The organism is Vibrio sp. 2CM40D (assembly GCF_023161825.1).
GTDB lineage: Bacteria > Pseudomonadota > Gammaproteobacteria > Enterobacterales > Vibrionaceae > Vibrio > Vibrio alginolyticus.
In genome coordinates, this window is sequence record NZ_JALNTL010000006.1 from 1 (window position 1) to 14,819 (window position 14,819).

At 43.2% G+C, this 14,819-nt stretch carries 16 protein-coding genes; 12 read left to right on the forward strand and 4 right to left on the reverse strand.

Going from position 1 to position 14,819, the window contains the following annotated elements; all coding sequences use genetic code 11:
* The 6 genes from MTF70_RS14825 to MTF70_RS14850 all read left to right on the forward strand — a co-directional run.
* Positions 1–253 (forward strand): helix-turn-helix domain-containing protein (locus tag MTF70_RS14825; RefSeq protein ID WP_248394073.1); only part of this gene is annotated, 253 nt, incomplete at its 5' end.
* A gap of 339 nt (positions 254–592) precedes the next feature.
* Complete coding sequence (locus MTF70_RS14830) at positions 593–1,261, forward strand: DUF1826 domain-containing protein (protein WP_025767648.1); 669 nt, start codon at positions 593–595, stop codon at positions 1,259–1,261.
* Between the two features lie 4 nt (positions 1,262–1,265).
* Positions 1,266–1,736, forward strand: coding sequence for a transcriptional repressor (locus MTF70_RS14835; protein WP_025767649.1), 471 nt, complete (start codon positions 1,266–1,268; stop codon positions 1,734–1,736).
* A gap of 84 nt (positions 1,737–1,820) precedes the next feature.
* A complete protein-coding gene (locus MTF70_RS14840; protein WP_025767650.1) occupies positions 1,821–3,155 on the forward strand; it encodes a dihydroorotase in 1,335 nt (444 codons plus the stop codon).
* Between the two features lie 44 nt (positions 3,156–3,199).
* Positions 3,200–3,760 carry a carbonate dehydratase gene (locus MTF70_RS14845; RefSeq protein ID WP_017635738.1) on the forward strand — a complete coding sequence of 187 codons (561 nt, stop codon included), beginning with the start codon at positions 3,200–3,202 and terminating at the stop codon, positions 3,758–3,760.
* Positions 3,750–4,763, forward strand: a complete 1,014-nt coding sequence (locus MTF70_RS14850; protein ID WP_025767652.1) for a GTP-binding protein — start codon at positions 3,750–3,752, stop codon at positions 4,761–4,763. Before MTF70_RS14845 ends, MTF70_RS14850 begins: the two co-directional genes overlap by 11 nt.
* A 207-nt stretch (positions 4,764–4,970) precedes the next feature.
* Here MTF70_RS14850 and MTF70_RS14855 read toward each other — a convergent pair whose 3' ends face one another.
* Positions 4,971–5,843 (reverse strand): aspartoacylase, encoded by an 873-nt coding sequence (locus MTF70_RS14855; protein ID WP_025767653.1) that lies wholly within the window; start codon positions 5,841–5,843, stop codon positions 4,971–4,973.
* A 147-nt stretch (positions 5,844–5,990) separates the two neighbouring features.
* On the opposite strand from MTF70_RS14855, the gene MTF70_RS14860 reads away from it, so the two are divergent.
* Entirely contained in the window at positions 5,991–7,250 is a 1,260-nt protein-coding gene (locus MTF70_RS14860) for a peptidoglycan DD-metalloendopeptidase family protein (protein ID WP_033906942.1), read from the forward strand.
* A gap of 67 nt (positions 7,251–7,317) precedes the next feature.
* On the opposite strand, the gene MTF70_RS24445 is transcribed toward MTF70_RS14860, so the two are convergent.
* Positions 7,318–7,497, reverse strand: a complete 180-nt coding sequence (locus MTF70_RS24445) for a hypothetical protein (RefSeq protein ID WP_080276953.1) — start codon at positions 7,495–7,497, stop codon at positions 7,318–7,320.
* A gap of 276 nt (positions 7,498–7,773) precedes the next feature.
* Here MTF70_RS24445 and MTF70_RS14865 point away from each other — a divergent pair, with 276 nt between their 5' ends.
* Positions 7,774–8,988 carry a GTP-binding protein gene (locus tag MTF70_RS14865; protein WP_025767655.1) on the forward strand — a complete coding sequence of 405 codons (1,215 nt, stop codon included), beginning with the start codon at positions 7,774–7,776 and terminating at the stop codon, positions 8,986–8,988.
* A 144-nt stretch (positions 8,989–9,132) separates the two neighbouring features.
* On the opposite strand, the gene zigA is transcribed toward MTF70_RS14865, so the two are convergent.
* On the reverse strand, positions 9,133–10,332 hold the full coding sequence (gene zigA / locus MTF70_RS14870; protein WP_205460967.1) for a zinc metallochaperone GTPase ZigA: 1,200 nt from the start codon (positions 10,330–10,332) through the stop codon (positions 9,133–9,135).
* 190 nt (positions 10,333–10,522) lie between these two features.
* Here zigA and MTF70_RS14875 point away from each other — a divergent pair, with 190 nt between their 5' ends.
* Entirely contained in the window at positions 10,523–10,948 is a 426-nt protein-coding gene (locus tag MTF70_RS14875) for a TraR/DksA C4-type zinc finger protein (RefSeq protein ID WP_025767657.1), read from the forward strand.
* 280 nt (positions 10,949–11,228) lie between these two features.
* Positions 11,229–11,837: a MarC family protein gene (locus MTF70_RS14880; RefSeq protein WP_005375727.1), complete on the forward strand. Its 609-nt coding sequence runs from the start codon at positions 11,229–11,231 to the stop codon at positions 11,835–11,837.
* 420 nt (positions 11,838–12,257) lie between these two features.
* Here MTF70_RS14880 and MTF70_RS14885 read toward each other — a convergent pair whose 3' ends face one another.
* Positions 12,258–12,698: a phosphate-starvation-inducible PsiE family protein gene (locus MTF70_RS14885; protein ID WP_005375731.1), complete on the reverse strand. Its 441-nt coding sequence runs from the start codon at positions 12,696–12,698 to the stop codon at positions 12,258–12,260.
* 178 nt (positions 12,699–12,876) lie between these two features.
* On the opposite strand from MTF70_RS14885, the gene MTF70_RS14890 reads away from it, so the two are divergent.
* Together MTF70_RS14890 and MTF70_RS14895 are read left to right on the forward strand one after the other, a co-directional pair.
* Complete coding sequence (locus MTF70_RS14890; RefSeq protein WP_153294768.1) at positions 12,877–13,050, forward strand: hypothetical protein; 174 nt, start codon at positions 12,877–12,879, stop codon at positions 13,048–13,050.
* A 414-nt stretch (positions 13,051–13,464) separates the two neighbouring features.
* Positions 13,465–14,778 carry a methyl-accepting chemotaxis protein gene (locus tag MTF70_RS14895; protein WP_005375736.1) on the forward strand — a complete coding sequence of 438 codons (1,314 nt, stop codon included), beginning with the start codon at positions 13,465–13,467 and terminating at the stop codon, positions 14,776–14,778.
* The last annotated feature ends 41 nt before the right edge of the window (positions 14,779–14,819 follow it).

Here is a 14,819-nt window from a genome sequence, read left to right on the forward strand (position 1 = left end):
GCATTGGGCCAATATTGGGGCAGTCTCATCTCGGACGTTAAGACGATTGATTCGAAGTGAGTTAAACATGAGTTTTAGTGAATGGCGGCAACAAGTACTGCTAATACATTCATTAGAAATGATAGCTCGAGGGGAATCGGTGGGAGATATTGCACATGCTTTAGGTTATTCGACGCCCAGTAACTTTATTGCGATGTTTCGTCGGGTCTATGGCGATTCACCCACGCGTTACTTTTCTAATCGCGGAATATAATTTCCGTGCTCGCATGCTCATGATGTTCCCCTAATTATCTTTAATCAAAAAAGGTAAATATTGAAAAGATTAATTGTTATGTTATAACATTTCCTTATTTGGGGCTCTACAATTTGTTGTTTAAAGAATTGATCTCACAACCAGTAGTCTCCTATTGAGAGAGAGTAAACGTTGATTTCTTCACAAGCGCTGTCTGACTTGACTCTACATGGGGTGGGACTGTGTCAATATGTCCGTGAACTAGAGCGAAATCGTAACGATTACTAGGTCTCATAGCCCTAGAAAATCAACGTTATTAAAACCTTTACCTGACCTTTTTAACGCTTGGGAGGAAGATATATGAGCATTGATGTAGTTGAGAACCCGCTTCGTGTCCAAACAACATCATCGTTGGCGATATCGACATCAGCGAACATACTTAGCGACATCTACAAACCAGAGCACAATATTGCCATATGGCAGCGAACGCTCTCGAAAGAGTTGACGAAGGACATTAATCTGATGCTGGCTCAGGAGCCTAGATTGGCACTGGTACAAAGTGTCACGCCAGATGATGCTGCACAATGGGTACGAAGCAAGTTAGAGGGCTATGCGTGTGCTGATGCGCTGAGTGAAGATGTTGCTTTAATCGTCGATATGTTCTGCTGTTTGTTTGAGGTTAAAGAAGCAGGTTTGAGACTAACTCGCCTAGACAGCCCGATGTGCCCGAAATTTCACTTTGATCGTGTGCCTTGCAGACTTGTCATAACTTATACCGGCCGAGCGACCGAATGGTTAACCAACGATACCATTGATCGCACTAAACTCGGTGCCGGTAGTCTTGGTCAACCTGATCACCTATCGGGCTTATACGACTCTGAAAGTGCCATACGACGAATGCAGCCTGGCGATGTTGCCCTGCTCAAAGGAAGTGGTTGGGAAGGCAATGAAGCCACTGGACTTATACATCGCTCTCCACATGTTGCAGACAATGAACGTCGCTTACTACTCACATTGGATTTCATCTAGAGATATGAGAAAGCTCAAAACGGTAGATGACGTCATGAAGCAGGTAGAGAAAATCTGCCTGCTGCGAGGTAAACAACTCACTACTAAACGGAAATTGATACTGACTTCGCTGCTATATGCGGAGAAGCCGCTTTCTGCCTACGAACTAGTTGACTACTGCAATCACAACTTTTCTCAAAACATTCAAGCGATGTCGGTTTATCGAATACTCGATTTCCTTGAAGCAGAGCACTTTGTCCATAAGCTCAATACATCTAGTAAATACGTCGTTTGTTCTCAAATCGCGTGCGATCAGGAGCATGGCGTTCCACAGTTTTTGATTTGCTCTCAGTGTGGAAAGGTTAGTGAAATAGCGGTTGAAGCCAATGTTATTTCTAGCGTATGTGCGAAAGCCATACAAGAAGGCTTCACCGTTCTTAGCCCACAATTTGAGATTTCCTGTGTTTGCGATGAATGCGCAAAGCGCCCCCTATGAGGCGGACACACGATCTCCCCTTATAGCTTCACAAGGTGACCGAGTATTGGCCACCTTTTCAAATTATCTAAAAGAATGAATTATATGTCAGCAACATTGATTAAAAACGCTCGGGTGGTCAACGAAAGAGCCATTACCGAAACAGATTTACGTATTGTTGATCAAAGAATTGACAAGATTGCTACTAATATATCCGTACAACACGGAGATATTGTAATTGATGCTAAAGGGGCTTATTTACTGCCAGGCATGATTGACGATCAAGTGCATTTCCGAGAGCCAGGGCTGACACATAAAGGCACAATTGCAAGCGAGTCGCGGGCAGCGGTAGCCGGCGGTATTACAAGCTACATGGAAATGCCCAATGTTAGTCCGGCTACAACGACTATTGACTCGTTAGAGCGCAAGTTCGCTCTCGCTAAAGAAAGCTCGTTTGCGAATTATTCTTTCTACCTCGGTGCAACCGAAGACAATCTTGAACAGATTAAACAACTTAACCCCAAACAACATTGTGGTGTGAAAGTATTTATGGGGGCATCAACGGGAAATTTGTTAGTCGAAGATCCGCAAGCGTTAGAGGCAATTTTTCGTGATTCTCCAGTACTTATTGTTACTCACTGTGAAAGTGGGGCTGTCATTAAACAAAATCAGCAAAAGCAACGACTTAAGAAGTCAGAGTTCACCATCGAAGACCATCCCATTTTGCGTGACGAAGAGGCGTGTTACGCCTCATCTGCTTATGCGGTAGAACTTGCCAAAAAATATCACAGCCAACTGCACGTGCTGCACATCACAACGGCGAAGGAGCTAACGCTGTTTGACGCGAGTGATATTCGAGATAAATCAATCACCGCGGAGGCTTGTGTTCATCACCTTTGGTTCAGTAGCAATGATTATGCAGAGCTCGGTAACCTGATCAAATGCAATCCTTCAATCAAATCCCCTAATGACCGTGACGCACTATTGGCAGCGTTAAATACAGGTCAAATAGATATCATTGCAACAGATCATGCTCCTCATACCTGGCAAGAAAAACAAGTGTCTTACGAGCAGGCGCCAGCGGGGTTGCCGTTAGTTCAGCATGCGTTACTTACACTCTTAGATCATGTCCGTTTGGGCCATATGAGCTTGACTCAAGTAGTCGAAAAAACAGCGCACAATCCAGCCATTCGCTATGGCATTCAAGGCAGAGGCTTTATTCGTGAAGGTTACTACGCTGATTTGGTATTAGTTGATGCTCATACCCCAACACGAGTTAGCCACGAAAACAGTTTATATCACTGTGGTTGGTCGCCTTTTGCTGGACATGAATTTTCAGCTCAAATTCAAAAGACTTGGGTCAATGGCGCGCTAGTTTATGCCAATAACAAAGTCATCGATAAACCAGCTGGAGCGATGCGTTTATCCTTCAATCGTTAAGTCGCTGACCGTAAAAAAAGAGCCATAAACAAACTGGAAGCATTATGTTAAGAAGAAACCCAACGGGCCATATGCCACAGGTGTCCTCAACAGCCTTTATCGATCCAACCGCTATTATCTGTGGCAAAGTCATTATTGAGGATAACGTTTTTATTGGACCCTATGCTGTTATTCGAGCTGACGAAGTTAATAACCATGGAGACATGGAAGCTATCGTCATCAAACGTGACACCAATATCCAAGATGGTGTCGTAATTCACTCTAAGGCAGGGGCTGCGGTGACCATTGGTGAGCGCTCATCCATTGCTCATCGTTCGATTATTCATGGTCTTTGCCAGGTTTGTGATGATGTTTTCATTGGCTTCAACTCCGTCGTGTTCAATAGCGTCATCGGTGAGAGGTGTGTTATTCGTCATAACTGTGTCGTCGATGGCCTCGATTTACCCGCTTATTTCCATGTACCACCGATGACCAATATTGGTGTCGGTTTTGATTTAGAGAGTATCTCTAAAGTGCCGCCAGAATATTCAGCTTTTTCCGAATCCGTCGTTTCTGCCAACCATGAACTAGTCCAAGGCTACCGGAGAATTGCCAATGAACTTTAATAAGCCACTGATTTCGCGAGTGCCGACTAACATCATCACTGGCTTTCTCGGGGTGGGGAAAACATCGGCAATAATGCACTTATTGACCCATAAACCTAGCCATGAACGTTGGGCTGTATTGGTCAATGAATTTGGCGAAGTTGGTATTGATGGCAGCTTGTTACAAGGCCAAAAAAAACAACAAGACCAAGTGTTTATTCGAGAGGTCCCCGGGGGATGTATGTGCTGTGCAGCAGGTCTTCCGATGCAAATCGCTTTAAATCAATTATTGTCTGAAGCAAGGCCAGATCGATTGTTGATTGAGCCTACAGGTCTTGGTCATCCTAAAGAAGTACTGCAAGTGCTATCGACCGAGTATTATCGTCAAATTCTCGCTTTGCAAAAAAACATTACTTTAGTCGATGCACGTAAACTATCGGATCCTAAGTACACTGAGCATGAAACGTTTAACCAGCAAATCACTATCGCAGATACAGTGGTAGGTAATAAGCGCGATCTCTATCAAGATGAAGATGAGCAAAAGCTGACGGCTTATATAGCAAAGCTCGGTCTGCGGGAAACAAAAGTGATTTTCGCTGAACATGGCGCTATCCCTTTTCATGAATGTGAGGGAACGACTCGTATTGACGTGCAAAAAACGCCCTCTGTTCTTTATCGTGAAAGAGAGAAAAAGTCACTTGTTCCTGAGTTGCCTATGCCTGAGAGCGGCATTCTAAAAGCAACCAATCAGGGGGAAGGTTTCTACAGTATCGGTTGGCGTATCTCCGCTGAAAACGTGTTCGATCATCAAAAGCTGAGATTATTGCTGCTCGACCTCAAGGTCGAACGAATGAAAGCGGTTTTTATCACGGGAAGCGGTATTTTTGGTTACAATCTAACATCAGATGGACTCACAGAGTTTGAACTAGACGAGTGTTCAGAAAGCCGCCTAGAACTGATCTCTTCCGGTCTAGATGACCAATTTGAAGATAGATTATTTCGATGTTTGGAGAAGGCATCATGATAGAAAAGAGAAAACTCTCCTTTTAACCATAATGTCTTACCTCCTTAAAATTCTAGTGGGGTTTCTTTTAAAGCTGCGCTTAAGGCACTTATGCTGCCGTATTAGGGTGGAGTTAGTACCCGTATTTTCTGCCTATGCGGCTCAGGCACAGTTTTATTCATGGGGTGAGGTATCCACGTTACACGTGGCCTAATTACTTGCTTTAAGTTACACGGAAGAAACACGTCTTTTTTTAGCGAGGGCCATTGCTATATTTGCGGTACTGTAGGCGCTCTCATTGATAAAGTGCGGGTAAATTTCCCCTTTGCCATTCCAATGGATATCATAACCAGCGAAAGTCGCTAATAAAGGTGCTCCTGGTTTGACCGCCTCAAAATCTCTGCCACAAATAGTAGGGTGTACTAGTGCTTGCCGCATACCCTCTTGATCAAGTGGAACCCTGATTTCTTCGGTGTAAAAAAACGCCTCATAATCGCTCAGTAAGCCTATTTGGTTGAGGTTGTGCTTTTCAACATAGTCCAATACTGCGGTAAGCATCTGTTTCATCAACTCCAACGTACTGTACTCTAGGGCACCATGTGCTTGCGCCCCGACCTCAATCATTATTCCATATTGCCCAGCAGTACAAAGGTAAGGTTGCTCTTGCCATTCTTTTCGCTCTTCGAAAAGGATATGTGCTGATGGCATTCGTTGTTTGACGTACGCGCCCAGTTTCCGATAAAAAACATCGTTAGAAAGCAAAATCAACGTCGCTCCCATATTGCTTGTTGTATTGTGCAGGTCAACAATCAACAGTTTTTCTTGGTTTGCATATTTCTCGATAAATTGATGTGTAATCTTGCTTTCATGCAAATCAGGACAATGATTGCTATTCATTGCTGAGAACTCGCGATTTAAGTCTGTATCGATGTATCGGACGTTGTGTTTTACTGCTTCGGAGTTTGCGATGATCGAGCAGGCTGAAAAGGTTGATCTATTGACAGAGTAACGTTTTTCTTTGATTAGTTTATGTAAATAAATACCAGAAAGTTCGTTTCCGTGTGTTCCTGCAACGATAAGTGCTGAATTGAATGTGTTCATTATTGAGCCTTCTCAAAGAGAATGGGTTGAATGACTGGTCTTCTCTTAGCCAATCCAGTGAACTGAATAAACGTTTACTAAACTGAGTAAAAATAATCCTAGATATGTTATAACATAACAATCGTTATTATTGATACTTAGTTTCTCATGAGTCAGTTTAAATTTATTGCTTTAATCGTTGCTGTGTTTTGTTTTTCGGTCGCTTTGCTTCTACCTACAGAGGATGAGCCAAATCAAGATAGTCACAGCGTTCAACTGAATCAAAGCAGTGATTCGTCACCACCTCCATCATCAAAGATAGTGGTTCCCTCAGATGTCAGTTTGACTCCGTTGCCTAAACCTAAACAAATACACTATATAGTTAAAGTGGGAGATACGCTCAGTGGTATCTTCGCTCAATTGGGTCTCCCTTACGGTATTTTGCAGCAAATTCTCTCAGTTGATCTTGATCACCTGCAGCTAGATATGATTAAGCCCGGAGAAGAGCTTGAATTAGTGATGGATGACATGGGGCAATTGAGTCGACTAATTTATCATATGAGCCTTGTAGAGAAGGCTATCTACACTAGAGAAAACGATGGCTCCTTCTCTTACGAATTTCAGGAAATTTCAGGGGAATGGCGTGAAACCTTATTTTCGGGAGAAATCAAAGGGAGTTTTTCAGTCTCGGCACATCGAGTAGGATTGGCATCAGGCCACGTCGCAAATATTACGCAGGTGATGAAAGATAAGATTGATTTTGCGCGATCTCTTAGAGCCGGTGACCGTTTCGATATATTAGTGAAACAGCAATATTTAGGTGAACACAAAACTGGCAATAGTGAGATTAAGGCTATTTCTTTTAACTTAGCGAGGGGCGAAGTCGCTGCATTTCTAGCCGAGGATGGACGGTTCTATGATAGAGCTGGTAACAGTTTGGAGCGAGCGTTTAACCGTTATCCTGTCGATAGGGCATACCGCCGAATCACCTCTGGGTTTAACCCCAAGCGTAAACACCCAGTGACGGGAAGAGTCACCCCGCATAACGGAACGGACTTCGCGACACCAATCGGTGCGCCAGTTTATTCTACTGGGGATGGAAAAGTAATTGCGGTCCGCAAGCACCCTTATGCCGGTAATTATTTAGTGATTGAACATAACAGTGTGTACAAAACTCGTTACCTACACTTGAATAAAATCTTGGTTAAAAAAGGTCAAGTTATAAAGCGTGGGCAAAAAATAGCCCTCTCTGGGAATACTGGTCGTTCAACCGGACCACATTTACATTTTGAAGTTTTAGTTCGTAATCGTCCGGTTGATGCAATGAAAGCCGACTTACCTATCGCGAAGTCGCTTCCTAACATCCAGAAACCTTCATTTTTGGCGCGAGTATCAGAGTTTGATTATCTAGTAGAAACGAAAAACTGAGTCCCGACAATTTGTTAGGGCTCAGTTATGCTATTTTGTGTTGTGAGGTTGGAGCAATAGGTGAGTGTCAATATGTGTTCCTAGAAGAATAATGACTGCGATTTTTTCTTTTACGTGTGCCCACATCCGCAACATCGGACGCTTTGCAACAACCTCCGCCTTTGATCGGCCTACGTGAAAACATCACACCAATTGCGAGCATCGCAATACAACTTAGGAAAATAAGAACGGTAAGAACTAAAGTCATAACACCACCTCCTATAAATCGCTGTATTGTCATCTTTCTCCAATTTTATAAACAAAGCAATGGTCGTTTTGTAACCACTTATTATTTTTATCAATAGTCAGACCTTTGCTTGTGATGAAACGTGATGAGAAACGAAGGAGAGTTCTGAGAAATCAGCCCCTGTGATCTTTACCGATTCTTAAGTTTTGCGTCTAAGACAGCAATTGGATTCCTTCTATAACTCACTAAGTTGTTATGTTATAACATGCGTTCATCCAGAGTTTGTAGGTCAAAAGTATGCCATCAATTCCAGTCACCATTTTGCATGGGTTTCTCGGGTCCGGGAAAACCACGTTTTTACGCAACATTCTTCAACAAGCCGATTCTTCTGGTATTGATCTGTCCGTTATTGTTAATGACATGAGTGAGTTAGACGTCGATGGCGTGCTTATCTTAAATACCGATGCGGTGAGTGAAGAGCAGGGCAACTTTGTTACGATCAGTGGAGACAGCATCAGCAGCCTGAGTGGTGTAAAGCAGCTCGATAAAGCCCTTAAAAAGCTCTGCGCAGAAAAATCGCCAGAATGGGTTGTGATTGAAACGTCGGGCAGTAGTCATCCTTTACCTTTGGTCGAGTACTTCAAAAGTAACGCACAATTCGCACTCAAAGACGTAATTACGTTGGTGGATGCGACTTGGTTGCGAGATGACTATCGACAAGGTTCTGCCTTAATCCCTAAGTGGCAGGAGAACGTGCAGCAGGGTGTTCGCGGCGTTGAAAACTTGTTGGTAGAGCAAATCATGTTCTCAAACCGTATCATGCTCACCAAGACGGACAAAGTGGACGACAATACCGTTCGCAACATCGCACAGGCGATTCACCCGCTTAATGTTTACACCGAGATAATCAAAACGTCATGGGGAAACTTGGATATCCGCATGTCGAAAGGTGAGCAAGACTACAATTTCTTCCTTGTTGAGCAGCTAATCGCAGAACTTCGTGAGACGGTGAATGAGCCGTTGAATCTCTCTGATAAAGACGAACAAAGCCTTGTCGCCAAAGTGATCAAAGACGATCGGCCTTTTCATCCTGCGCGTTTGTGGAATACCTGCCATCAGTATTTAACTAAAGGTGTGTTCCGTAGTAAAGGGTTCTTTTGGTTCCCAACTCGAGACGATGTTTCACTGCTTTGGAGTCAAGCAAACGGCAACGTGGGGCTTGAAATTACAGGCTTTTGGCGTGCTTCGATAATCAATGACGAATCGCAAAACTTCACTGAAGAGCATCGTCAAATCCTGCAAGATAAGATAGACAGTGTTGAAAGCCGCTTTGGTGATCGTCGTTGTCGCTTAACGGTGATTGGGCAAGAAAACGAAATCGATGTGTTTATTGATGCGCTGGAAAACTGCTTTTTAACGGATGCGGAACTGGAGCAATGGCAACAAGGGGCAACATTTGAAGATCCTTGGCCAAAGAAAATAGCTAAGTTGAGTCAGAAGAAGACGCTTTGAATGCACTGGTGAGGATTCCCTCGCTGCATGTTTGCTCGGGTTGTTTCGAGAACGGACTTACTGAATTGGCTCGGTATACCAAAATTGGCTCTGTGTAACGAGAAAGCCTCCCGAATGGTGGGAGGCTTTTTGTATCTCAGTCGTTTACTGTTCCCATTCAGGGAAAGGGTCTTCCAGAGATAACCAATAGTCGAGCCCTTGCTCCATCTCAACTTCTGTTAACAAGCATTCGTTGAGACGAGCAATCAACTTCTCTTGCTCTAATCCCTGACCAATAAACACCAATTCTTGTCGCATATCGCCGTATGGTTCTTGCCAAATGTCGTTTATAGCATCGAGGTAATCTTGATCCGTCGGCCATTCCTCCTTCGGAATCGCTTTCCAAAACATACCCGCAACACCATAACGTGCGATGCCTCCCGCTTGGCTCCATTGACCGACAAACTCTGGTCTGGTTGCTAGCCAAAAATAACCCTTGGAACGAATTAGTTTGCCGTAATCTTTCGCATTGTGGAGGAAGTCGTAAAACTTCTCTGGATGGAAAGGGCGTCTCGCATGATAGGCAAAGCTAGAAATGCCGTATTCTTCGGTTTCCGGTATGTGCTCGCCTCGCATTTCCTTCAACCAACCTGGGGCTTGTTGTGCCTTTTCAAAACTGAAGCTTTGTGTGTCGAGTACCGCATCAAGTTCTACTTCACCATTCGAGATAGGAAGAATAGTGGCCGATGTATTAAGAGTTTTAAGAATCGCAAGAAGCCTTTCGATTTCTGATTTCTCAGCAAGGTCGGTTTTACTTATCAAGATAACGTCAGCGAACTCTACTTGATCAACGAGTAAGTCAGCAACGCTGCGTTCATCGTCTTCACCTAATGATTCGGCTGTCTCTGTTAAGAACTTAGCTTCATCGTAATCACGCAGAAAGTTAATCGCATCAACTACTGTAACCATGGTGTCTAAACGTGCAACGTCTGAAAGTGAGAGCCCGTTTTCATCGGCAAAAGTAAAAGTCTCTGCAACGGGGAGTGGCTCGGCGATGCCAGTGGACTCGATAACTAAGTAATCGAATCTGCCTTCTTGCGCGAGTTTAGTAACTTCTTCAAGTAGATCCTCACGCAGGGTACAACAGATGCAGCCGTTACTCATTTCAACCAACTTTTCTTCACTGTGGTTGAGAGAAACTTCATTCTGAACGGTCGCTGCGTCGATGTTGACTTCGCTCATGTCGTTGACGATGACCGCCACTTTTCTGCCTTGTCTATTGTTAAGAATATGATTTAAAACGGTTGTTTTTCCTGCGCCTAGAAAGCCGGACAAAACCGTAACAGGGAGTTTCTGGGTGTTCATGCTCATGCTCTTTATAGTGTAATGTTATAATATAACAATTAATATAGTCGGTGATCTTAACTCTGGCATCAAGCAGTTTGTGACTGTGTCGAGTACTGCACCTTATTGGCGCATTCATTCGTCGTTAAGTTATACAGATTCAGATGTACGGAATTTAGAGAGCGAACTCTTATCTCGGTGTGGAGGTTCTATGAACGAAGAGAAAAAGCATGTCATGACAGAAGAAGAAATTCTTGCAGCGCCCGAGGCGGATTATATGAATGAAGCTCAGCTCGCATTTTTTGAAAACCGATTATTTGAGCTTTATGAATCGACGTTAGCGCATATTGAACGCGCGAAAGAAGAGATGATTGCGCCAATGGAATTCAGTGACGAAAGCGATAGGGCGTCCAGTGAGGAGCAATCTGCAATCGCATTAAGAATCATAGATAGAGAGCAAAAGCTGTTACCTAAGATTCAACGATCGTTGGCTCGCTTGCGCGCAGGGGAGTATGGCTATTGTTTAGAGTCCGGAGAACCTATCGGCATTCCAAGGTTATTGGCACGACCTACTGCTGAATATAGTGCAGAAGTAAAAGCTCAAATGGAGTCAAAAGAGCACTGGTATAAACACTAAAGCCTCACTATCTTATGACGTCGATATTCTTCTCGTTCACTTGTTTTTTTTGATGTTCTCTGAGAAGTCTAAAGCGATGGCGACTACCGTTAGGTATGGTAGTCATTACCTTTGAGATATTAATAGTTATCGATAGGATAGAAGTAAGTTCTGTATTGTAAATAACGCACCATTTTTGTTTTTCTGAATGAGCTCTCGCTATGTTAGCGTCAAACATTTTCTCTGCTACTTCAAGCTGATCTTCTATCCTTAAAGCTAAATTGGTACTGGAGAAAGTAGCATGATTGACTTTGTGGCAACTTTTATCTTTTTCTTTGCTGTCATCGATCCCATAGGTACTGTGCCCGTTTTTATCGCAGCCACAAAAAGCTATGAAGAAGTGGCAAAGCGTAAGGTCGCTCTGTTTGCGACTCTATTCTCCGCTGCTATCCTACTGTTTTTTGTTGTTGCTGGTGAAATCATACTTACAGCAATGCGTATTCCCTTGTCTGCGTTTCAAATCTCGGGCGGTATCGTATTGTTCTTGTTTGCTTTGACTATGATATTTGGTGAGAGTAAACCAGCAGAAGAAATCAGAACGCTCAATAGTCATCATGATACAGCAGTTTTTCCTCTAGCCATTCCATCAATTGCTAGCCCTGGCGCAATATTAGCCGCCGTTTTACTCACAGAGAACGTGCGGTTTAATATTTGGGAGCAAGTCCAGACCGTGGCTGTGATGCTACTGGTACTATTGGTTGTTTATATCTTGCTATTAATGGCCAGCGGCATACACAGGATTATTGGGAATACAGGAGCTAGCGCTGTAAGTCGGATCATGGGGTTGATATTAGCCGCTGTGGCCACGACCAACACTCTGAATGGGATTGAAAGTTACTTTGACCTTTAAGGCTGTTTCGCAAACTGAGCTGAAGGTATACGTTAAGAGCTAATTTTACGGCGAGATGACCGACCACCTGACAATCACTTTTCTGGCTGTTACTTCTAGCCGGATGTAATCCTTCAGGCTACTCGTGACGACCTTGTTTAAGAGGACCACGGAAAAGTTGAAAGTAAAATGCATAGATGTTGAGGGTATATATCAGATGGGGGAACTGGAGCAACACTTGCCCCCATTGAGCTGTGCCAATACTCAAAGATTAGCTGCTAGAAAACAATATCGATAATTTCTCCGCCTAGGCACTACTCTATAATCTTGTAGTCTCGCAGTATATAGAGCCTAGCATGGAGGAATTTATTAGCTTCAACGTGCCAAGACAAGACTTTTTCATGCCGTGAGAGTATCTGAAAAGTCGGGAGGCTGAGAAGTTTATTCAGTATGGCTCTTATTGGGCAGTTTATGGATCAGCCAGTAACCAAGACTCATACTAAGAACTACAGCCGCAATTCCAATCAGGTACATTGGAGACAAGGTTTCAAAGTCTATAATAATGACCTTTCGGGAGATTGCCATCAGCGCGGTGGCCATGACGATTTTTACATGAATAACATTTTCTCTCAGGTAAATAGTTATATTGATGAAAATTTCAATAGCAATTAAAACGGCCATAAAAGCACCAAAAGTGGCTAGCATATCTGAAATCGTCAGAATGAGTTTAGGTGGCGTGATAAGTTTTTGATATATCGTCCATGCAACATCTATCACACCCATGACGATTACAAACAACATAACTATCGACAATACTCTTACAGACCAATGAATCACTATCTGTAATTTTTTTGTTAACTTATCATTTTTATCGACTTCCATGGCCCTGTTTCCTTCGCTTGTTTATGTTCACTTAACCTTCATATGTTGAAGCTAGACAATTGAATACATGTCGTTTAAAGCATAGTTGCTGTGGTGAGAGATAGAAGCGTCCGAGGGAAGGAAGTATGAAACTTAGGAGTGGGCACAATGTTGGACACATAATGTAATCTCTGGTGTCATGCGTTATTACCTCATTACCTCATTACCTCATTGCCTCATTTCTGATCGTGACGAGTCGACTGGTGAGGTGGTGATTCATCACCTTCACGGCAAACTGAATGAGCGGATACCACAACGTATTGATACTGGGCAAATCGATGCGCTTGTTGCTGGTTCCTCCGTGCGTTGTTAATAGAAATACAAGCGAATAAGGAGTGGGTAATCGCTCAAAAGTCGGGTGGAAAAGCGGTAAAACGGCGAAAATTATTGGAACTAAGTCAAGGCCCTTTTTTTAAATGAAAAGGCTTATTGATCTGAACACACCACTTCTCCATATAAGTATATCCACAAATACAAACCTCAAATTGGCGATAAAGAGCTTTAATATTGATAAATATATAAACAACTTGGGTGCTGAAGAAATTTCAGTATACTGCGCTTAGGTTACACTGGAGAAAAAATCGCCGTATTCCCTGCGGGGTCCTTTGATAAGAAATAGAAATCGCGTTTGAATATGCAACCAAACGATTTTGCCGCTTGCAGTTTATTCGGTATACAAATAATAAACCTTTGACTAATCCGAAGGTCGGTCAAATGAGAGAAAGTCATGTTTTTTAATAAGTCGCTTCAACAAGAAAATCAACGATTAAAGCAGGAGTTGCAAATCCTGCAGCAAATCCAAACCAGTTTAGATGAAGAGATGATCCGCTTAACATTGGATAGTAAAGGCCTCATTACTTCTGCAAATACTAAGCTACAGCAAGAACTTTTCTTAAATGATGATGAGATCTTAACGAAATCAATTACTGAATTGGTACCGTCAAATTCGCGCAATACAGATCACTTTCATCGAATGAAGAAAGCCGTCCAAGATAAAGTGTTCTGGAATGGGGCATTGCAAGTACAGAAAGGTAATGGTGAGGAAGCCTGGTTAAGAACGATTATCCAGCCTGTTTTAAATGAGCACAGAGAAGTAGAAAGCTTTTTTGTTTTTGCTTCTGAACTTACGCGAACGATCAAATCATCCCGTGAGCAAGAGGACATGCTAAATGCATTAAGTCGTTCTATGGCGGTGATTGAGTTCACATTAGATGGCCATGTTTTAAAAGCCAACGATAATTTCCTAAACACAATGGGTTATACGCTTGATCAGATTCAAGGGAAGCATCATCGCATGTTTTGTGATCAGGAAGAGTCGAGCTCTCAAGCTTACCGTGAGTTTTGGCAACGTTTAGCAAAAGGGCAATTTTCATCAGAGCGATTCAAACGAGTTAACCGTTATGGTGAAGAGGTGTGGCTAGAGGCTTCATATAACCCTATCCATAACGACAGAGGAGAGCTCTACAAGGTCGTTAAGTTCGCGACAGATATTACCCAGCAGGTGATGCAGGAACAGAAAATGGCCCAGGCTGCGCAATTGGCGAACGAAATCTCCCAAGAAACTGGTACACAAACCCTGCAAGGGCAAGAGGTTATAGGCTCAACGTTAGAAAAGATGCAGATACTTTCCGAGCAAATGCAGCAAGCGAACACCGCGATTGACGAGCTTAAAGCGCACTCATCGCGTATTAGCGAGTTGGTAAATAGCATCAGTGGTATCGCTGACCAAACTAACTTATTGGCGTTAAATGCGGCGATAGAAGCGGCTCGTGCGGGTGAGCATGGTAGAGGTTTTGCCGTTGTTGCTGATGAAGTCAGACAGCTTGCTACAAGAACCAATGCAACCACCGATGAAATTGTCACAATGGTCAGTGAAAACCTACAGCGAACAGATAACGCAGTTAAGCTGATCGCTAAATGCCAAAAAGAAGCACTAGATACGCTAGAGCTCTCTGAAAAAGCAGGCAATGTGATGAATGAAATACAAGATGGCGCTAGCCGTGTTGTAGAGGCCGTGGAGCAATTTAACCGCTCGTTGTAGTTAATCAATAGGTTTTCATTGTAGGGGCGATGGGTAAAAAG